The sequence below is a fragment of the Rhodococcus sp. NPDC060086 genome (assembly GCF_042730275.1).
Classification (GTDB): Bacteria; Actinomycetota; Actinomycetes; order Mycobacteriales; family Mycobacteriaceae; genus Rhodococcus.
This window is the reverse complement of record NZ_JBHWWZ010000071.1, coordinates 1-19,443: the sequence shown is the minus strand read 5'-3', so window position 1 is coordinate 19,443 and position 19,443 is coordinate 1. Positions and strand designations below refer to the sequence as shown.

The window sequence follows — 19,443 nt, the reverse complement described above, 5'->3', positions numbered from 1 at the left end:
GCCGCGGCCCGCACAGGACGTACGTCAGGCCGAATCCGGCGGCCACCACGGCGCCGCCGCCGACCGCGTCCAGCACCCAGTGGTTGCCGGTGGCCACGATCGTGGAGACCGAGCCCGGCCGTTCTGCTGTGCGCTGACCCTTGCGCACCCCGATCCACAAGCACACACTCACGAGAACGTGATTCTCTTCACATCCGATCAGCCTAGCTCAATCCTTACAAGGATAACAATACTTGTAGCGGTGGCCGGTTCATGATTAACTGCCAGACACCACTCGGGAGTGGCTTGCATCACTAGATTTCCATGAGAACCGGACATAGACCCCGCAAGCCGGAGTCGCTCCCGCTCGAACACTGCGGAACAACGTTCTCGCTGAGTGCGGATCGGCGTTCTCACACAGGAGGAGACCTACCTTGACGCAAGGGTCGCGCTACACAGGTCCAACCACACACCTCGCCGAAGGGTGGAGTCTCACACGGCTCACTTCCCCGAGCCGCCTGTACGGCGCAAACGGCATCCGCGCAGGCGCAGACGGTCGCATCTACGTCGCGCAGGTGGCCGGTAGCCAGATCAGCGCGTTCGATCCCGACAACGGCGCAGTGGAGACCATCAGCCCCAAGGGCAGCGCCATCGTCGCCCCCGACGACCTGGCCTTCCACCCCGACGGGGAGCTCTACATTACCGAGTACTACGACGGAAGAGTCAGCATCCGTTCCGAGGACGGAAGCACGCGCCTGCTGCGCGACGACCTCCCCGGCGTCAACGGCATCACCTTCCACCAGGGCCGGCTCTTCGTCGACGAGTGCCGCCCCGACGGACGCCTGATGGAAATCGACCTCAACGGCGGCGCACCGAAGGTGCTGGCCGAGGGCCTACAGCTTCCCAATGCCCTGGAGGTCGGGCCGGACGGCAAGCTGTACTACCCCGCTCTCGGCACCAACGACATCTGGCGCATCGATCCCGACGGCGGCGAACCCGAGCGCGTGGCAGGCGATCTCGGGGTCCCCGTCGCATTGAAGTTCGACTCCGAGGGCTACATCATCTCCCCGCAGGTGGGCTCCGGACAGGTACTCCGAATAGACCCGCGCACCGGCGACAGCACCGTACTCGCCGATATCGGCTCGGGCCTCGACAACCTCACCTTCATCGGCGATCGACTGTTCGTCTCGAGCTTCACCGGCCAGATCACCGAAGTCCTCGGTGGCGGCGAGACGCGCACCGCACTGGCGGACGGCCTCACCTGGCCGCTCGACCTGACCGTGGGAACCGACGGCACACTCTACGTCGCCGACGGAACCTTCTTGCTCGCACTAGAGCCGAACGGTGAACTCCGCACCGTCGCAATGCTTTTCCATCCGGGGTGGCCCGGCTACATCCGCGGCGTGACCTCCGTCGGCGACGGCGAGTTCATCGTCGCCGGCGACACCACGGTGTCACGCTACCGCCCCGGGTCCGCCGAGAGCGAGCTGCTGTTCGGCGGGCTCGAGCAGGCGTACGGCGTAGCGGTGTCCGCCACCGGAACCGTCGCGGTGGCAGACGTCGGTACGGGCAAGATCCACTCCGTCGGATCCGGGCAATCAGAGGTGCTGGCATCCGGTTTGAACGACCCGACGGGGCTTGCATTCACCTCGGACGGCACCCTCCTCGCCTCCGAAGCCGGAGCAGGACGGATCATCTCGGTGACAAGCGTCGGAGTCGACACCCTCGTCGACGGCCTCGAGCGGCCGCAGGGAATTCTGGTGCGCGACGGAAAGCTCTACATCGTCGATGTCGACGCCAAGACGTTGATCAGCGTCGATCTCGAGACCAAGGCGCAGCAGGTCATCGCACGCCACCTCCCGGTGGGCGCACCCGAGGGCGTGGCCCCGAAGCCGCTGAAGGGCATCATTCCGTTCGCCGGCCCACAGGGCCCGTTCGCCGGAATCGCCGCCGGCCCCGACGGCACCCTCTACATCTCCGCAGACGCCGAAGGCAGCGTCCTCGCGATCCGCGAAGGGAAGTGAGCATCCGATGAGCAACAATTTCCTCGACCTCACCGGTCGCATCGTCATCGTCTCGGGCGCCGCAGGCGGCGGCATCGGCACCTCGGTGACCCGCATGGTCGCGCAGGCCGGAGCCACCGTCATCGCTGTGAGTCGCTCCGAGGAGAACCTCAACAAACACATAGAACCACTTGCTACCGAGGGTCTTTCGGTTATCCCAGTGGCGGCGGATGCCGCGACCGACGACGGTATCGGCACGGTTCTCGACACCGTCCGACGGACCGACGGCAACCTGTACGGACTCGTGAACGTCGCCGGTGGAGCAGCACCTGCCACGTGGATGCCTGCCACCCGCGTAACGCGGGAGGACTGGCGGGCACTGATGACGCAGAACCTCGAAACGATGTTCTTCATGAGCCAGGCGGTTGCGGCGGAACTGAAGGACAAGTCACTGCCGGGCTCGATCGTCTCGATCTCGTCGATCAGCGGTATGAACACCGCGCCGTTCCACATCGCGTACGGAACTGCCAAAGCGGCACTCGTCGCCGCGACACGCACCATGGCCGTCGAACTCGCAACCGACAACATCCGGGTCAATGCCATCGCACCCGGCGTCACCGCGACACCGTCCTCCGGCACATACGTCGACCCCGACCCCGAGCGCGACCGTCGAGCAATCGCCATGGGTCGGCGGGGTCGGCCCGAGGAGCAGGCGGGGGCCATCCTCTTCCTGCTGTCCGACCTGTCGGGCTACATCACGGGACAGACAGTGCTCGTCGACGGGGGCCTGAACCTCAAATGGACCCATATGGGGGCCGACCACACGTCTCTGTTCCTCAAGGACGACACCTTCCGCACCGCCATCACTCGCTGAATCAGCCCCAGTTTCACGAGGAGGATCTCTCATGACCGACACCGTCGACAACATCCAGGAAACCGACTCCGAGACAACCGAACCGTTCTCCGAACCCTTGACGATCGGAGTCGAGGCGTACCTCTCGCAGGACTACGCCCGCGCCGAAGGCGACAAGCTGTGGTCCAAAGTATGGCAGCAGGTCGGCCGCGTCGAGGAGATCCCCAAGGTCGGCGACTACCTCACGTACGAAATCATGGACGATTCGCTGATCATCACGCGGACGTCACCCGACACGATCCGTGCCTACCACAACGTCTGCTCGCATCGGGGTCGCCGACTCGTCGACACCCCCGACGGCCAGCGTCAGGCGCGCGGCTGTGCCAAACAGTTCGTATGCGGCTTCCACGGATGGCGATACGACCTCGAGGGCAACAACACGTTCGCGGCGGAAGAGCCTGATTGGAAGAACGGGCTCACCCCCGACAAGACAAAGCTCGAGCACGTCCAGGTCGACACCTGGGGTGGATGGATCTGGATCAACATGGATCCGGACTGCGAGCCCTTGCGGGACTACCTCGAGCCCGCGGCAACTCTCCTCGATCACTTCCAGCTCGAGAATATGCGCTACCGCTGGCGCAAGTGGCTCGTGTTCGACTGCAACTGGAAGGTCGCCCTCGAGGCGTTCATGGAGACCTACCACGTGCCCTACACGCATCCCGAGTTCATGAACTTCGGCAAGTTCCTCGGCTGGTCGAGGGCCCAGGGCAAACACAGCAACATCGGCTATGACGCGCCGAAGGGCATGGAGGAGAACCAGGCGAAGTTGCGGATCGGCAGCGGGCCCGACGCTCGCAAGGCGACAATCGAGATGCAGAACTTCACCTGGGAGAACGCGAACACCAACACCACACGGACTCTCGTCGACGCCGCGCAGCGACTCGTCGACGAGCTTCCCGAAGGCACCCCTCCCGACCAAGTGTTGCGACACTGGCTGGATTCCGCGCGACGCGACGACGCGGAGCGGGGCGTCGTCTGGCCGACCGTCCCACCGGAGATCGTCGCCAAGAGCGGCACCGCGTGGCAGATCTTCCCGAACTTCCAGATCGGGCATGCCCTGAACAACATGCTCTGCTACAGCGCTCGCCCCTACGGCGACGACCCCGACAAGTGCATCTTCGAAGCCGCCGTGTACGAACTCTTCCCCGCCGGCGAGGAGCCGGAGACCGAATGGGAGTTCGCGCCGCCGGAAGATCCGGGCTGGCGCACCGTGCTGCCACAGGACTTCCACAACATGGCGGCAGTTCAGAAGGGCATGAAGACCCGCGGATTCTCGGGTCCGAAGCCGAACCCGTACCGCGAGCGCAGCGTCGTCAATCTGCACCACAACCTGGCCACCTACATGGGCACCGGCGCTCCTCGCGATCTCGCCTGACTCCCGAAACCCCACTAACCGAGGACATTCACATGCAACCCTGCGCCCCATCGCAGACACCCGAGGTCGATCAGGAAGCCCTGCACCGGAAGTATCTCCTCGAGCGCGACAAGCGTCTTCGTACCGACGGCCAGCAGCAGTACCTCGAGGCCGACGACGAATTCGAAGAGTTCTACACGGGCGATCCGCACCTGCCGGTGGAGCCACGTGAACCGATCATCGGCGAGATCGAGGTCGTGATCCTCGGTGGCGGCTTCAGCGGCCTGATCACTGCGCATCGGCTCCAGCAGCAAGGTGTCGAGGACTACCGGATAATCGAACTCGGCGGCGACTTCGGCGGCGTCTGGTACTGGAACCGCTACCCGGGTATCCAGATCGACTCGGATGCGTATTGCTACCTGCCGTTGCTCGAGGAGACGGGCTACATGCCCAAGGAGAAGTTCTCCAAGGGTGACGAGTGTTTCGAGCATGCCCAGCGCATCGGACAGCACTTCGGGCTGTACGACAAGGCCGTCTTCCACACCCTGATCCAGTCTCTGGAGTGGGACGAGGAGATCAAGCGCTGGCGTATCAGCACCAACCGCGGCGACGAGATCCTCGCCCGCTTCGTCGTGATGTGCCAGGGCCCGTACAACCGGCCGAAGCTTCCGGGCATCCCCGGCATCAAGGACTTCAAGGGCCATACCTTCCACACTGCCCGGTGGGACTACGACTACACCGGCGGTGACCTGCACGGCGGGCTCGACAAGATCGGCGACAAGCGGATCGCTGTCATCGGCACGGGCTCGAGTGGAATCCAGGCGATCCCGCATCTCGCGCGCGGGGCGAAGCACCTGACCGTTTTCCAGCGGACACCGTCCTACGTCTTCGAACGCGCCAACTATCCGACCGACCCGGAATGGGTGGAGAGCCTGAAGCCGGGTTGGCGGGCAGAACGACAGCGCAACTTCCACAACGCCGCATTCGCGTTCTACAACCCGGGCGAGCCCGACCTCATCTGCGACGGCTGGACCGAGGTCGCGCGCAACCTGGCCGCGAAGCTCAACGAGACCAACGGCTGGGCCGCCCTCGCCGATCCGGTGAAGTTCCTCGAACTCAAGGAGATCGAGGACTACAAGGCGATGGAACGGCTTCGTCAGCGGGTCGAGGCGATCGTCGAAGACCCGGAGACCGCGGAGACGTTGAAGCCGTACTACCGCAACATGTGCAAACGCCCCGTCTTCAACGACGAGTACCTGCCCACCTTCAACCGCGACAACGTCACCCTCATCGACGTGTCCGACACGAAGGGCGTCGAACGCATCACGGAGAAGGGCATCATCGCGGACGGCGTCGAGCACGAATTCGATTGCATCGTCTTCGCCAGTGGGTTCGAGATCACCACGGCGCTCGAGCGTCAGTTCGATATCGCGCCGTTCACCGGCCGCGAAGGTACCTCGCTCTACGACCACTGGGGCAAAGGCTTCCGCACTCTGCACGGAATCATGGCGCACGGATTCCCGAACCACTTCGCGACCGGGTTCGTCCAGGGCGGCGTCACCGCGGCCACCACGCTGATGTTCGAGCAGCAGGCCGACCACATCGCGTACATCATCAAAGAAGCGCAGACCCGTGGCGTCACGCACGTCGAGCCGACGACGGAAGCCGAAGAGGGCTGGGTTCAGACCGTTCGTCAGTATTCGGTCGACAACAGCACCTTCACGACGGAGTGCACGCCCGGCTACTACAACAGTGAGGGCGAACCGAACGGACGGTCCTTCCTCGGGGATCCGTTCTGGGGCGGATTCTACGAACTCACCGAGCTGTTCGAGAACTGGCGCAGCACCGGGAAGCTGGAAGGTCTGGTGCTCGAGAAGTGACATTCCGATTCGACGGTCGCGTCGCTGTCATCACCGGTGCCGGACGGGGGCTGGGACGCGACTACGCCCTGTTGCTCGCCTCACTCGGAGCGAAGGTCGTGGTCAACGACCCCGGCGCCGCGATCAGCGGCGAGAACGTCGACGCCGGACCGGCGCACGAGGTGGTCCAGGAGATCCGGGTCGCCGGCGGTGAGGCTGTTGCGTGTGTCGAGTCCGTCGCGACCGCCGAGGGCGGTCAGGCGATCATCGCGGCTGCCCTCGACAACTACGGCCGTATCGACATCCTCATCCACAACGCGGGCAACAATCGCTACGCGTCGTTGTCGGAGATGTCGTACGACGATTTCGATTCTGTACTCGACGTGCACTTGAGGGGGGCGTTCCACGTTGTCCGCCCGGCATTCCCGCTGATGTGTGAAGCGGGATACGGACGGATCGTCCTGACCTCCTCGATCGGCGGCATCTACGGCAACGCGAACGTCGCCAACTACGCAGCATCGAAGGCCGGGATGATCGGGCTGTCCAACGTCGCGGCGATCGAAGGGGCCGATCACGGGGTCAGATCCAACGTGATCATTCCCGCTGCGCTGACCAGACTGGCCGAGGGACTCGACACGTCCGCTTACCCACCGATGGGCCCGGAACTCACTGCGCCGCTCGTCGGGTGGCTCGCACACGAATCATGCTCGGCCACCGGCGAAATGTATGCCGGCATCGCCGGAAGAATGGCGAAAGTGTTCATCGCCGAGACGCCCGGCGTGTACCGGCCGTCCTGGTCGATCGACGACGTCGCCGACAACATCGACGTCATCCGCGACACGAGCGACCCCTGGATCCTGCCGGCCGTCTCGGGCCACGTCGACCACATCACGAAAAGCTTTGCGATAGCCACGGAGGGAAATACGCATGTCGGTTAAGGTCTACGAACGAATTCTGGATCTCTTCGAGGCCGAAGGTATCAACACGATCTTCGGCATTCCGGACCCGAACTTCGTTCATCTGTTCCGCCTCGCGGAGGAACGCGGCTGGAATGTCGTTGCCCCCCACCACGAGGAGTCCGCCGGGTTCATGGCGGAGGCCGTCTCACGCATGACCGGCAAGGCCGCGGTGTGCATCGGCACCCTCGGACCCGGCCTGGCGAATCTCGCCGGCGCCATCATGTGCGCCAAGGTCGAGAACTCACCCGTCATCTTCCTCGGTGGCCAGCGCGCCCGCATCACCGAACAGCGCGTTCGGCGCGGCCGGATCCAGTTCGTTCAGCAGATGGCGCTCGTCGAGAATTCGGTGAAGTATCACGCGAGCATCGAGTACCCCGAACAGACCGACGAGATCATCCGTGAGGGACTCCGCAAGGCGCTCTCGGGAACCCCCGGCCCGGTCTACATCGAGTACCCGCAGAACGTCATCCTGGAAGAAATCGATGCTCCTCCGGTACTGCCGCCCGAAAGGTACCGCCTCGTGGGGCAGACGGCCGGAGCCGACCTCGTCGCCAAGGCAGTCGAATTGATCGGGGCCGCAAAGCAGCCCGTTCTGCTCGTCGGCCACGGAGTGCACACCTCCAGGGCCGGAGCCTCCGTGAAGGCCCTCGCCGACCTCATGGCATGTCCGGTCATCCAGACATCCGGTGGCACCTCCTTCATCGAGGGCCTCGAGGACCGCACGTTCCCGTACGGCTTCTCGGCAGCATCGATCGATGCCGTCGTGAAATCCGACCTGTGCCTCGCGATCGGAACCGAACTCGGCGAGCCCGTCCACTTCGGACGCTGGCGGCACTGGGTCGCGAACGAAGCGAACCGCAACTGGATCCTCGTCGAACAGGATCCCACATCCATCGGCGTGAACCGCCCGATCGATGTTCCGCTGGTCGGCGACCTTCGGGCAATCGTTCCGCAGCTCGTCGAAGCCCTGAAGGACTCCCCACGCACACCTACTCCCGAGCTGGAGGGCTGGATCAAGCAGGAGGCCGAGCAGCTCGCCGAACTGGCCGAGACCGCACCGTCCGGGATGTCCCCCGTGCATCCGGCTCGCCTCATCGTCGAGGCCACGAAGGCGTTCCCCGCCGACGGGATCATGGTCCGCGACGGTGGCGCCACCACGATCTTCGGCTGGACGTACTCGCAGGCCAAGCCGCACGATGTGATGTGGAACCAGAACTTCGGGCACCTCGGCACGGGTCTCCCCTACGCCGTCGGCGCCGGTGTCGCCGCGGGCGGCAAGCGTCCGATGATGCTGATCACCGGCGACTCGTCGTTCCAGTTCCACATCGCCGAACTGGAAACGGCTGCGCGAGTGGGTCTGCCGCTCGTCTGTGTCGTGGGCGTCGACTACGCCTGGGGACTCGAAGTGGGCGTCTACAAGCGCACCTTCGGACACGACTCGCTCGAGACCGGCGTCCACTGGAGCAAGGAAACCCGCCTCGACAAGGTCGCGGAAGGCTTCGGATGCTACGGCGAGTACGTCGAGCGCGACGAGGACATCGCACCCGCGATCAAGCGGGCATACGCCAGCGGCAAGCCGGGTGTCATCCACGTCGCGGTGGATCCCAAGGCCAACTCGGAGGAAATGCCGAACTACGACGAGTTCCGCACGTGGTACGCCGAAGGCCAGCAGTGACTTTCGCAGGCCGAAGGCCAGCAGTGACATCCGTACAGGACCAGACGAGAGAACCGGGTAGCCATGCGTGAATATCTGAAGTTCTACATCGACGGACAGTGGATCGATCCTGCCCAGTCGGACACCTTCGAGGTCATCAACCCTGCGACCGAAGAGGTCGCAGGCACGGTGTCGCTCGGATCGTCGGCAGACGTCGACAAGGCCGTGTCCGCTGCACGACGTGCTTTCCCCTCCTGGTCGGCAACGAGTCGCGAGGAACGACTCGCACTGCTCGAGAAGATCCTCGACGTGTACCAGCGGCGTATGGGCGACATCGGCGCCGCGTTGACCGAGGAAATGGGTGCCCCCACCGCGCTGGCGAACGGGTTCCAGGTGAACCTCGGTCTCGGGCATCTCACCACCGCGATCGAGGTCCTCCGGAGCTTCGTCTTCGAAGAGCAGCGCGGTGGCAGCCTCGTCGTCAAGGAGCCCATCGGGGTGTGCGGCCTGATCACCCCCTGGAACTGGCCGATCAACCAGATCGGTGTCAAGGTGTTCCCTGCTCTGGCCACCGGCTGCACCATGGTGCTCAAGCCGTCGGAGCAGTCGCCGTTCAGCGGTCAGGTCTTCACTGAGATCCTCGAGGAGGCCGGTGTTCCCTCCGGTGTGTTCAACCTCGTTCAGGGCGACGGCCCCGGTGTCGGCCGCGCGCTCTCCGGCCACCCCGATGTCGACATGGTGTCGTTCACCGGGTCGACGCGTGCCGGCGTCGACATCGCCGTCAATGCGGCCCCCGGAGTCAAGCGGGTCACGCAGGAACTCGGTGGGAAGGGCCCGAACATCATTCTCGACGACGCAGATCTCGCCGCGAATGTCGGTGCAGGCGTGGCCACGATGATGGTGAACTCGGGTCAGACCTGCAGTGCCGGCTCGCGCATGCTGGTCCCGGGTGAGCGAATGGAGGAAGTCATCTCCGTCGCACGTGAGGCTGCTTCGCAGGTAACCGTCGGTGACCCGACCGGGGATGCAGCGATGGGCCCTGTGGTATCGAAGGCCCAGTTCGACAAGGTTCAGAGCCTGATCCAGACGGGGATCGACGAGGGCGCCACCCTCGTCGCCGGCGGTGTCGGGCGACCCGACGGGCTGACGACCGGCTACTTCGTGCAGCCCACCGTCTTCGCCGACGTCAAGAACGACATGACGATCGCCCGCGAGGAGATCTTCGGACCGGTGCTCACCATTCTGGGCTACGACAGTATCGACCACGCCATCGAGATCGCGAACGACACCGAGTACGGCCTCGCCGGATTCGTGGCCGGCGCCGATCTCGATCAAGCGCGCGCCGTGGCACGTCGTATTCGAGCGGGGTCGGTCGCGATCAACGGCGGTTTCGACTTCGGGGCGCCGTTCGGCGGCTACCGGAAGAGCGGAAACGGACGTGAGTGGGGCGAGTTCGGCTTCCACGACTACCTCGAGACCAAGGGTATTCTCGGGTATACGCCTGCGGACGGCAGCTAGCCATGGGTGACTCAGATCTGAAAGTCCTTCTCGCGCATCACGAGGTCCGCGCATGCATAGTCCGACTCGCGCGCGGTGAGGACCGCCGTGACGACGAGGCGGTCAGCGCATCGTTCTGGCCCGACGCAACCGTGGATTTCGGAATCTTCGCCGGCTCGTTCGACGATTACCTCGCGTGGGTCGTTCCGGGCTCACCCGCCGTTCTGCTGACACAGCATCTGCTCGGGCAGACGCACATCGAACTGGACGGCAACACCGCCCTGACCGAAACCCATGTCACCGCGTACCACCGCGTCGATATGGGAACCGAAGAGCGCGACACGGTGCTCGGTGGCCGCTACCTCGACCGTCTGGAAGAGCGCGACGGGCAGTGGCGGATCGCGGAGCGCACGATGCTCTACGACTGGTCCCGCGACGACGGTGTGTCCGTGGATTGGTCGCAGGGCCTCATGGGCACGCCATTCAGCGGCGACCACTTCACCGGCAAGGCCACCGGTGATCACAGCGAAGTCTTCTTCGACGCCGGATCCCTCGCTACGCAGCAATAGACGTCCAGACAGAAGGAGTTCGGAAATGGGTGCGTTGTCGGGCAGAGTCGCTGTCGTCACGGGTGCCAGCCGCGGTATCGGCAAGGGCATCGCCCTGGCTCTCGCGGAGCAGGGCGCCACCGTGTACGTCACCGGGCGCACGGTGACGCCCGGCTCGCACCCACTTCCGGGCACCGTCGGCGACACCGCGGCGGAGTGCGATCGACGCGGAGGCACAGGTGTTGCAGTCCAGGTCGATCACGCGAACGACGAACAGGTTGCCGCGCTCTTCGACCGCGTCGAACGCGAACAAGGGCGCCTCGACATCCTGGTCAACAATGCGTTCGCCCTTCCCGACGATCTGACGGATCCCGAGCCGTTCTGGGAGAAGCCACTGTCGAATTGGGAGATGGTGGATGTCGGTGTCCGATCGAACTTCGTGGCGGCGCGGCACGCCGCCATGATCATGGCTCCCCAGAAGTCGGGACTCATCGTGGCCGTCTCCGGCTACACCGGCGTCGCCTACACCTACGGTGTCCTCTTCGGGACGGCCAAGTCCGCAGTGGATCGAATGGCACGCGACATGGCCGTCGAGTTGCAGCCGTACCACGTCGCATCCGTGTCCATATGGCAGGGTCTGACATTCACGGAGCGCGCCGAGCGGAACCTGGCGGCCATCCCCGGACTCACGGAGGGCGCCGCCACCCGCCCCGAGAACGGCTGCTCACCGGAGTTCGCCGGTCGCGTCATCGCCGCTCTCACACAGGATCCCGCAATCATGAGCCGCTCGGGCGGCACCTTCATCACCGCCGAACTGGCGGAGGAGTACGGCGTCACAGATATCGACGGCCGCGAAATCCCCTCACTTCGCTCGACCCGCGGCGAACCGATCTGGTCTCCGATCGCGGAAGCAGATGGTTCAGGACTCGGTGTCGGGCAGACCCCCTCCCCTTCCTCCTCACTGCAACGGAGCACACCATGAGCACGCCGGTGACATCTCTCTCGTCCGACAGAATCGCCAAACTCGAAGCACTTCTGGATCGCCAGGAGATCCTCGATACGCTGACCCGCTTCAGCCGGGCAATGGACCGATTCGATCGAGATCTGTTCCTCTCTGCCTTCCACACCGATGCGACGATCGCCGCGGGTAGTTTCGTCGGCGGGCCGGTGGATCTCTACGACTGGTCCACCGCAATGCACGCGCAGGGACAGAAGGCCACTCACCACAATCTGTTGAACCACACCTGCGATCTCGACGGCGACACAGCCCACGCCGAGACGTACTACCTGTTCGCAGGCCGAAACATCGACGACAGCAATTGGATTGCCGGCGGACGCTACATCGACAGGTTGGAACGTCGCGACGGCGAGTGGCGGATCGCACTCCGCACCAACGTGATCGAGTGGTCGGGAATGGTTCCGTCGATGGACATTCCCTTCGCAGACGTCCCCGATGTCTACGCCAACGGCACTCCGGCCCGCGATGCGAGCGACCCCTCCTACACGCGCCCGCTGGCGAACGTCCGGCAGCCGAGCATTCCGAGCTGACGGCGCGGGCCGCACCCCACCGCACAACAGTCTCTCAAGGTTGAACAACAGCGAGGAACGACCGATGGACACCCTCAACATCAGAAAGCTCAGCGACAAGGTAGGAGCGGAGATTCTCGACGTCGATGTCGACCGGCTGCTCCACGACGACGAACTCCCGGCTGCGTGCCTGGAAGCCTTGGAAGAATACGGCGTGTTGCTGTTCCGCGAGCTAGGTGCCGACGACGAAGCCCAGGTGGCATTCGGTCGAAAGCTGGGTACTTTGCGGAAATTTCCCGCGGTTCCTCCCGCCACGGAAGAAATCATGGAGATCAGTTTCGATCCTGACAACGGAAATGCGGAGTACCTGGCGGCCAACATCTTCTGGCACATCGACGGCCTGACCGACGACGTCGCATCGAAGGCATCGATGCTCAGCGCCCGAATCATTCCCGACGAGGGCGGCGAGACCGAATTCGCCAGTACCTACTCGGCATACGACGATCTGTCCGACGAGGAGAAGGAACAATTCGCCGATCTCCACGCGATCTACACGTTCGAGGCGATTCAGCGTCGGTCCTATCCGAATCCGACACAGGCACAGCTCGACGAGTGGGCATCCCGGACCCCTCGGGAGCATCCCCTGGTCTGGGAACATGATTCGGGACGTCGCTCTCTGGTGATCGGGGCGTTCGCGTCCCATATCGTCGGAATGGACTTCGATGAGGGCCGGGCTCTGTTGGAGGATCTCGAGAAGCGGGCGACCACACCGGATCGGGTGTACCAGCACACCTGGTCTGTCGGCGATCTGGTGATCTGGGACAACCACGGCCTGCTCCACCGTGCCTGCGCGTTCGACCACAACAAGCCGCGCGTGATGAATCGTTCGACCGTCGCCGGACGCGAACCGATCAAATGAGCGATCGCACCGCGATCGTGATCACCGCTCCCGCTCGAATCGAAGGGATCCCACCCCAATGTCCCGGATACCACCTCTCCCCCAGGACGACTGGACCGAGGAGATCGCGACCTACATCGCCGGTTTCCGATCGGCGGTTGCAAGCAGCGCACCGGAAGAGAACCGGCAGCCGGGGACGAACCTGCTCGGAACCCTGGCACAGCATCCTTCACTGGCGATGGCGTTCCTGAGTTTCAACCGCCACCTGCTGTCGCAGTCCACCCTGTCGGTCCGGCAGCGGGAACTTCTCGTTCTCCGCGTTGCTTCGCTCCGCCGTTCGGACTACGAGTGGGCACAGCACGTCATCCTTGCCGATCGAGCAGGTATCACCGCCGACGAGATCGCCCGCATCGGCGAGGGGCCCGACGCTGAGGGCTGGTCAGCCATCGAACGGGCGCTGGTCACCGCCGCCGACGAGCTGGTCGTCGACGGCGCGATCAGTGATGGTACGTGGGCCGCGCTCTCAGGCGAGCTCGACGATCGACAACTCATGGACGTCGTGTTCACAGTGGGTTGCTACGCCATGATGGCGACCGCGCTGCGGTCTTTCGGCGTGGAACCCGAGCCCGGTCTCCTTCCGTATCTGCCCAACCATCCGGTCTCCTCCCGCGACTGAGTCGAGAAAGTGGGATCCACAGGTGAAGAAGCATCACATCGGCGTCATCGCCGCGGTTGCTGCACTTGCTCTGTCGTCATGCAGTTCGGACGGCGGGGACGACAGCACCGGAGCCACCCCGACCGGTGATCCGATCGTCATCGGCGCGTTGGCTCCGATCAAGGGCGCGTCTGCATATCCGCAGACCGCGTACGGCCTCGAAGCCGGCGTGCACTACGTCAACGAAGTGCTCGGCGGTATCGACGGGCGTCCCCTCGAAGTCGACGTGTGCGGTGGCGACGGCAGCCCCGAGACCGCGATCAGTTGCGCCAACGGCTTCGTCTCGAAGGGTCTTCCTCTCGTGATCGACGCGGTCGACCAGAGCATGGGGGCGGCGGTGCCGATTCTGGCGTCGGCGGAGATCCCCATCGTCGGTACGCTCGCAGGATCGTTCGTCGCGGATTCCGCCGAATACGGGCAGGCGTTCTACTTCACCGGCCCGGTCTCGTTCGCCGCGCTCTCGAGCATGTCGGTCCTCGACACCATGGGGAAGTCGAAGGCCTCGCTCGCCGTCAACGAGTCGCCCACCTCCCATGCGTACGTCGACGATCTGATCATGCCGATCGCCGACAAGATGGGGATCGATGTGAAGGTCCAGTATCCCCCCGCGTCCGGCGCCAACTTGAATGTCGTGGCAGCGACCCAGCTTTCCGAGGAACCGGACATGGCGGGCGTCATCGCGCTCCCCGAAGACGGCTGCACCGGTCTCTTCCAAGCTTTGCGCAGGCAGGGCTACGACGACACGATCCTGGCCGGATCGTGCTCGCAGTTCATCGAGGACATGGGAACCGACGCCGAAGGTATCGTCACCCAGCCCCGGCTCTGGGTGCCCCTCGCGAAAGACTCCGCGCCCGCTGAGGTCCAGGAGCAGTTGGATATCTTCGCGGACTCCATGGATGCGGTCGGATACGGCGACGAACTCTCGTCCCGGTCGATCTACACGTTCGCGGCTCTGGTCAATATCGCGGAGATCCTGACCGGATCGGAGGAGATCACCTCGACCACCGTGACCGACACGTTCAAGGGACTGAAGGACTTCCCCACCTTCGCCGGTCCGACCGTGACGTGCGATGGGCAACAGTGGCCGGGTGTCGCTACCACGTGCAATGCACAGGCGATCTTCTTCGAAGTGCAGGAGGACGGAACGCTCCGGTCGGTGGACGAAGCCGGATACATCGATCTCGATCCTTCGCTTATGCCCTCCTCCTGACGGCACCGAGTCGACGACACACGCAGCGGAGTAGCGCATGAGCACCTATCTGCAATTCATCGTCCTCGGATTCGGCCTCGCGGCGGTGTATATCGGCCTCGCCAACGGACTGCTTCTCGTCTACCGATCGACGGGGATCATCAACTTCGCGCAAGGCGCGACCGCGATGTGGGGCGCCTACGTCTACGCGCAACTGCTCATCGACGGCACCTTGGTGCTGCCGATCGGAAGTATCGAATTCGACGAGGTGCCGTCGGTACCGGTTGCGCTGGCACTCGGCCTGGTGATGGCGGTCCTGCTCGGAGTCGCGGCCCACTACCTGGTGTTCAGGCCGGTGCGTCGCGCACCCGCGCTGGCGCAGGTGGTGGTCTCCGTCGCACTGATGCTCACCGTCCAAGCGTTGGTGGTCATCAGATTCGGACCGAACAGCATCCCGATCGAGTCGATGATCCCCTCCGGATCGATCTCGCTGTTCGGCACCTCCGTGTCGTCGGCGGAGGTCGTGATGGTCGCGATCATGCTGGTGTTCTCGGTGCTGGTGTGGGCATATCTCCGCTTCACCAGAGCCGGCGCAGCGACTCGTGCCGCTGCGGAGAACGAGCGTGGTGCAACCCTTCTCGGGTTCTCACCCGACCGACTCGCAGCGATCGCGATGGTGATGGCCTCGGTGGTGAGCACGATCGGTGTCCTGCTCGGGGCATCCCTGACGGGTCTCAATCCGTTGAACTATTCGTTGCTCGTCGTTCCGGCGCTCGCGGTGCTCCTGGTCGCGCGGATGGAATCCGTCGCAACGATCGTGATCGCCTCGCTGGCGCTCGGGGCGTTCCAGTCGGTGCTCAACCTGCTCGCCGGTGAGAGTTGGTGGCCCACGTGGGCGCAGTCCGGCGTCGATCAGGTCGTGCCGTTCTTCGTGGTCATCGTCGTACTGTTCGTCTTCGGCGGACGCTTGCCCTCGCGTGGGTCGCTGCAGACGATCAAGCTGCCGGACGTCACGATCCCTCGTTTCCGTCCTATCCCCGCCGCGCTCGTGATCGTGGTGACCGGTGTGCTCCTCGCGGTGTCGTCCGGCACCTACCGATTCGGTCTGACGTACTCGATCATCCTGATGCTGCTGGCGTTGTCGTATGTGGTCATCACCGGTTACCTCGGCCAGATCTCGCTGGCCCAGGCGGCGTTCGCGGGTGCAGCGGGATTCACGCTCTCGAAGGTGACGACGAACTGGAGCATGCCGTTCCCGATTGCGCTCGTCTTCTGCTCACTCGTGGCAGCCCTGCTCGGCATGCTGGTGGCATTGCCTGCCTTCCGGATTCGTGGTGCACAGCTGGCCATCGTGACCATCGCGGCAGCCCTGGCCATCGAGCGGTTCATCTTCAACAACTACAGTCTCACCCCGCCGTCGGGGAATCCCATCGCGAATCCCACGCTGTTCGGTCTGAATCTCGGGGTCCGCGAGGGCAGCGACATCGCACGCCTGTCGTTCTCCTTCACGGTCCTTGTGGTCGCGGCGATCGTGGTGTGGGCGTTCATCCGGATCGCCTCGGGCGACACCGGTCGCGCCTTTCTCGCAGTGCGGGCGAACGAGCGGGCCGCCGCGGCCGCGGGCATCGACGTCCGGTTGACCAAGCTCATCGGGTTCGGGCTGTCCGCGTTCATCGCCGGTGTCGCGGGCTGTCTCATCGGATACAGCGCCGGTCAGCTCTCGGCCGAGTCGTTCACCGTGTTCGTCGGCCTGCAGGTGCTGGCGGTTGCGTATCTCGGCGGCATCACCTCGTTCAGTGGCGCGGCGATCGCGGGCATCATCGGTCCGCTCGGAATCGTCTACGTGTTGGTGCACAACATCTTCGACCTGGGCGACTACTACGCTCTGATCTCCGGGATCGCGTTGATCGTCACCGCGATCATGAATCCGATCGGAATCGCCGGTGAAGCAAGCAGACTCACCGCACTTCTGCGCGCCAAACGGCGCAGGCCTGCGGCAGGCACGGATTCGTCCGCATCCGAGTCCGGCGATGCAGTCGACCAGGGAAAGGTGGCGGTGGCAGATGTCCGATGACACACAGGGCGGCTTGTCGGCCCAGGATGTCACCGTGCGCTATGGCGGTGTCGTGGCGAACGAGAACGTGTCGCTGGAGGTCCGTCCCGGCGAGATCGTCGGCCTGATCGGGCCGAACGGCGCCGGCAAGACGACGTTCGTCGACGCAGTCACCGGATTCATCGACTACGACGGAACGATCACCCTCGACGGCACCCCGATGAACGGTATCCCGCCGCATCAGCGTCGCCGCACGGGTCTCTCGCGCACGTGGCAGTCGGGCGAGCTCTTCCCGAACCTGAGCGTGAACCAGAATGTGGTCGCGGCAATGCGGCCGGGCGGTCTTGCAACGCTGTGGCGGGACCTGGTCGGGCGTCGGCGGGGCGAAAGCAACAAGGTCGTGGACGCGACTCTGCGGTCGGTGGGACTCGGCGACGTCGGCGACACTCTCGCACGGGATCTCACGCTCGGACAGCAGAAGCTCGTCGGTGTCGCACGGGCACTCGTCGGCAATTGTCGCGTTCTTCTGCTCGACGAGCCCGCTGCGGGACTCGACAGTCAGGAGAGTGTCGAGTTCGCAGAGCGCATCCGGGCGGTGGTACAGGATGGGCCCGGTGCACTGCTGATCGACCATGACATGTCGCTGGTTCTGGGTGTATGCGATCGCATCTACGTCCTCGAGTTCGGCAAGGTCATCTTCTCGGGAACTCCGGAGCAGGCCAGAAAGGATCCCGCCGTGATCGCTGCATATCTTGGCGCACCGATGGAGATCACCCATGGCTGACGTTGTCTCCACCGAAGGCCCTTTGCTCACCGCAGAGTCCCTGACCTCCGGATACAACGGAGTCGTCGCAGTCGCCGACGTGAACCTCTCGGTCGCGGCTGGGGAGGTGCTCTCGATTCTCGGACCCAACGGCGCGGGAAAAACCACCACCCTGTTGTCGCTCGCCGGACTGCTCCCCACGATGAAGGGGCGGGTGACGGTCCTGGGCGAGCCGGTCGACACTGGACGGCCCTACCGGATGGCGCGTCGCGGCATGCGGTTCGTGCCCGACGACCGCGGCCTCTTCCCTTCCATGACAGTGAATGAGCACCTCCGGTTGGCCCGACGTCGGCCCGACAAGACCCGCGAGAGCATGGTCTTCGCCAGGTTCCCCGCCCTGGCGAACCTGCAGTCGAGGACGGTCGGGCTACTTTCCGGCGGGGAGCAGCAGATGCTCGCGATCGCGGTGGCGCTACTGGCCGAGCCTCGGTTGCTGATGGTCGACGAGATGAGCCTCGGGTTGGCGCCGATGATCGTCGAACAGATGTTGCCTGCCATCCGAGATCTGGCACACGACGAAGGCATCGCTGTCGTGCTCGTCGAGCAGCACGTCGGACTCGCACTGGCGGTGTCGGACCGGGCGTTGGTGCTCAACCACGGTCGGGTCGTGCTCGAGGGGGAGACAGGCGCGCTCCTTCGCGAACGCGATCGCGTCGAATCCGCCTACTTCGGTGCCGGCGAATTCGCCGACGATGAGTCCGACGGGTCCGAACGTCAGAGTGTGCTCTAGACCGTGTCTCGAGCCGGTGGGAACCGACGTCGCAGGTGTGCGCGGGTTGCGGGGTGCGGGACGGGAAGAAGCCGTTGGGTGTGCGGGTGTGGGTGTGCCCGTCGTGCGGGTTGGTGCTGGATCGGGATTACAACGCCGCTGTGAATGTGTTGCTCGCCGCTGGGCTGGTGGAGAGGGTAAACGCTTGTGGAGGGAGCGTAAGACGTGTGCTTGCATGCGCGGACCCGGTGAAGCAGGAACCCGCTGAACAGATCTTGCCGGATGGTGAGGCTGCGTAGGAATCCTCCGTGTTCACGCGGAGGAGGAAGTCAAGACGTAGGTCGTAGACGATTCGGGCCTCAGGGCGGATACCCGGGTGTCCCCCAGTTCCTAGTGTTTCGAGGCATGACTTCACGACCCTTCTCTTTCTCAACTCCAGTGATACGCCTGTCATTGACGACGGCGGCTGCCCTCGCTCTGATCGCGCTGGCTGCACTTCCTGTGCGCGAGGATCTCTACCTCGGCATCGCCGGTACGACATCCGACTCGAGCCTTCTGCACGGGCCGGCCGGCGCGGTCGCCGCCCGAGGATTGCTACTTCTCGTGGTCTTGGCCGCCATAGCTGCGGTGTGGTCCGGTCTGCGGGATCGGGCTGCATTCTGGCGGCTCGGAATGTGTCAAGGGGTTTGAGTCCAGTGGGTGTCAGGCGGCTATCGTGTCGTCCTCCACGGTGGCCTCGGGATCATCGGCTGGCCGGTTGATG

The 19,443-nt window shown here is 64.4% G+C and carries 17 protein-coding genes and 1 pseudogene; all 18 read left to right on the top strand.

Going from position 1 to position 19,443, the window contains the following annotated elements; genetic code table 11:
* Positions 1-413: 413 nt before the first annotated feature.
* Positions 414-2,003, top strand: coding sequence for an SMP-30/gluconolactonase/LRE family protein (locus ACFWB0_RS24120; protein WP_378492921.1), 1,590 nt, complete (start codon positions 414-416; stop codon positions 2,001-2,003).
* 7 nt (positions 2,004-2,010) lie between these two features.
* Positions 2,011-2,856: an SDR family NAD(P)-dependent oxidoreductase gene (locus ACFWB0_RS24115; RefSeq protein WP_378492920.1), complete on the top strand. Its 846-nt coding sequence runs from the start codon at positions 2,011-2,013 to the stop codon at positions 2,854-2,856.
* A gap of 31 nt (positions 2,857-2,887) precedes the next feature.
* On the top strand, positions 2,888-4,270 hold the full coding sequence (locus tag ACFWB0_RS24110; RefSeq protein ID WP_378492919.1) for an SRPBCC family protein: 1,383 nt from the start codon (positions 2,888-2,890) through the stop codon (positions 4,268-4,270).
* A gap of 32 nt (positions 4,271-4,302) precedes the next feature.
* Complete coding sequence (locus ACFWB0_RS24105) at positions 4,303-6,129, top strand: flavin-containing monooxygenase (RefSeq protein WP_378492918.1); 1,827 nt, start codon at positions 4,303-4,305, stop codon at positions 6,127-6,129.
* Positions 6,126-7,046: an SDR family NAD(P)-dependent oxidoreductase gene (locus ACFWB0_RS24100; protein WP_378492917.1), complete on the top strand. Its 921-nt coding sequence runs from the start codon at positions 6,126-6,128 to the stop codon at positions 7,044-7,046. Before ACFWB0_RS24105 ends, ACFWB0_RS24100 begins: the two co-directional genes overlap by 4 nt.
* The gene (locus ACFWB0_RS24095; RefSeq protein ID WP_378492916.1) at positions 7,036-8,742 is read left to right on the top strand and encodes a thiamine pyrophosphate-binding protein; all 1,707 of its coding nucleotides are present in this window, start codon (positions 7,036-7,038) and stop codon (positions 8,740-8,742) included. Before ACFWB0_RS24100 ends, ACFWB0_RS24095 begins: the two co-directional genes overlap by 11 nt.
* Positions 8,743-8,805: 63 nt before the next feature.
* Entirely contained in the window at positions 8,806-10,239 is a 1,434-nt protein-coding gene (locus tag ACFWB0_RS24090; RefSeq protein ID WP_378492915.1) for an aldehyde dehydrogenase family protein, read from the top strand.
* A gap of 2 nt (positions 10,240-10,241) precedes the next feature.
* Positions 10,242-10,787: a nuclear transport factor 2 family protein gene (locus tag ACFWB0_RS24085; protein ID WP_378492914.1), complete on the top strand. Its 546-nt coding sequence runs from the start codon at positions 10,242-10,244 to the stop codon at positions 10,785-10,787.
* A 25-nt stretch (positions 10,788-10,812) separates the two neighbouring features.
* On the top strand, positions 10,813-11,748 hold the full coding sequence (locus ACFWB0_RS24080; protein WP_378492913.1) for an SDR family NAD(P)-dependent oxidoreductase: 936 nt from the start codon (positions 10,813-10,815) through the stop codon (positions 11,746-11,748).
* Entirely contained in the window at positions 11,745-12,314 is a 570-nt protein-coding gene (locus tag ACFWB0_RS24075) for a nuclear transport factor 2 family protein (RefSeq protein ID WP_378492912.1), read from the top strand. The genes ACFWB0_RS24080 and ACFWB0_RS24075 overlap by 4 nt, the downstream gene beginning before the upstream one ends.
* A 64-nt stretch (positions 12,315-12,378) precedes the next feature.
* The gene (locus tag ACFWB0_RS24070) at positions 12,379-13,212 is read left to right on the top strand and encodes a TauD/TfdA dioxygenase family protein (RefSeq protein ID WP_378492911.1); all 834 of its coding nucleotides are present in this window, start codon (positions 12,379-12,381) and stop codon (positions 13,210-13,212) included.
* 58 nt (positions 13,213-13,270) lie between these two features.
* A complete protein-coding gene (locus ACFWB0_RS24065; protein ID WP_378492910.1) occupies positions 13,271-13,867 on the top strand; it encodes a carboxymuconolactone decarboxylase family protein in 597 nt (198 codons plus the stop codon).
* A 22-nt stretch (positions 13,868-13,889) separates the two neighbouring features.
* A complete protein-coding gene (locus ACFWB0_RS24060) occupies positions 13,890-15,116 on the top strand; it encodes an ABC transporter substrate-binding protein (RefSeq protein WP_378492909.1) in 1,227 nt (408 codons plus the stop codon).
* A 37-nt stretch (positions 15,117-15,153) separates the two neighbouring features.
* Positions 15,154-17,169, top strand: coding sequence for an ABC transporter permease (locus ACFWB0_RS24055; RefSeq protein ID WP_378492908.1), 2,016 nt, complete (start codon positions 15,154-15,156; stop codon positions 17,167-17,169).
* The gene (locus ACFWB0_RS24050; RefSeq protein ID WP_378492907.1) at positions 17,159-17,932 is read left to right on the top strand and encodes an ABC transporter ATP-binding protein; all 774 of its coding nucleotides are present in this window, start codon (positions 17,159-17,161) and stop codon (positions 17,930-17,932) included. Before ACFWB0_RS24055 ends, ACFWB0_RS24050 begins: the two co-directional genes overlap by 11 nt.
* Positions 17,925-18,701 carry an ABC transporter ATP-binding protein gene (locus tag ACFWB0_RS24045; protein WP_378492906.1) on the top strand — a complete coding sequence of 259 codons (777 nt, stop codon included), beginning with the start codon at positions 17,925-17,927 and terminating at the stop codon, positions 18,699-18,701. The genes ACFWB0_RS24050 and ACFWB0_RS24045 overlap by 8 nt, the downstream gene beginning before the upstream one ends.
* A 26-nt stretch (positions 18,702-18,727) precedes the next feature.
* Positions 18,728-18,979: pseudogene (locus ACFWB0_RS24040) on the top strand (zinc ribbon domain-containing protein); the annotation flags it as partial.
* Between the two features lie 106 nt (positions 18,980-19,085).
* A complete protein-coding gene (locus ACFWB0_RS24035) occupies positions 19,086-19,370 on the top strand; it encodes a hypothetical protein (RefSeq protein ID WP_378492905.1) in 285 nt (94 codons plus the stop codon).
* Positions 19,371-19,443: the final 73 nt, after the last annotated feature.

Excerpts from the sequence above, each read along its gene's own strand:
- ACFWB0_RS24115 (WP_378492920.1), top strand. The coding sequence starts at position 2,011 with ATGAGCAACAATTTCCTCGACCTCACCGGTCGCATCGTCATCGTCTCG.
- ACFWB0_RS24110 (WP_378492919.1), top strand. The coding sequence starts at position 2,888 with ATGACCGACACCGTCGACAACATCCAGGAAACCGACTCCGAGACAACC.
- ACFWB0_RS24105 (WP_378492918.1), top strand. The coding sequence starts at position 4,303 with ATGCAACCCTGCGCCCCATCGCAGACACCCGAGGTCGATCAGGAAGCC.
- ACFWB0_RS24095 (WP_378492916.1), top strand. The coding sequence starts at position 7,036 with ATGTCGGTTAAGGTCTACGAACGAATTCTGGATCTCTTCGAGGCCGAA.
- ACFWB0_RS24090 (WP_378492915.1), top strand. The coding sequence starts at position 8,806 with ATGCGTGAATATCTGAAGTTCTACATCGACGGACAGTGGATCGATCCT.
- ACFWB0_RS24085 (WP_378492914.1), top strand. The coding sequence starts at position 10,242 with ATGGGTGACTCAGATCTGAAAGTCCTTCTCGCGCATCACGAGGTCCGC.
- ACFWB0_RS24080 (WP_378492913.1), top strand. The coding sequence starts at position 10,813 with ATGGGTGCGTTGTCGGGCAGAGTCGCTGTCGTCACGGGTGCCAGCCGC.
- ACFWB0_RS24075 (WP_378492912.1), top strand. The coding sequence starts at position 11,745 with ATGAGCACGCCGGTGACATCTCTCTCGTCCGACAGAATCGCCAAACTC.
- ACFWB0_RS24070 (WP_378492911.1), top strand. The coding sequence starts at position 12,379 with ATGGACACCCTCAACATCAGAAAGCTCAGCGACAAGGTAGGAGCGGAG.
- ACFWB0_RS24065 (WP_378492910.1), top strand. The coding sequence starts at position 13,271 with ATGTCCCGGATACCACCTCTCCCCCAGGACGACTGGACCGAGGAGATC.
- ACFWB0_RS24055 (WP_378492908.1), top strand. The coding sequence starts at position 15,154 with ATGAGCACCTATCTGCAATTCATCGTCCTCGGATTCGGCCTCGCGGCG.
- ACFWB0_RS24050 (WP_378492907.1), top strand. The coding sequence starts at position 17,159 with ATGTCCGATGACACACAGGGCGGCTTGTCGGCCCAGGATGTCACCGTG.
- ACFWB0_RS24045 (WP_378492906.1), top strand. The coding sequence starts at position 17,925 with ATGGCTGACGTTGTCTCCACCGAAGGCCCTTTGCTCACCGCAGAGTCC.
- ACFWB0_RS24035 (WP_378492905.1), top strand. The coding sequence starts at position 19,086 with ATGACTTCACGACCCTTCTCTTTCTCAACTCCAGTGATACGCCTGTCA.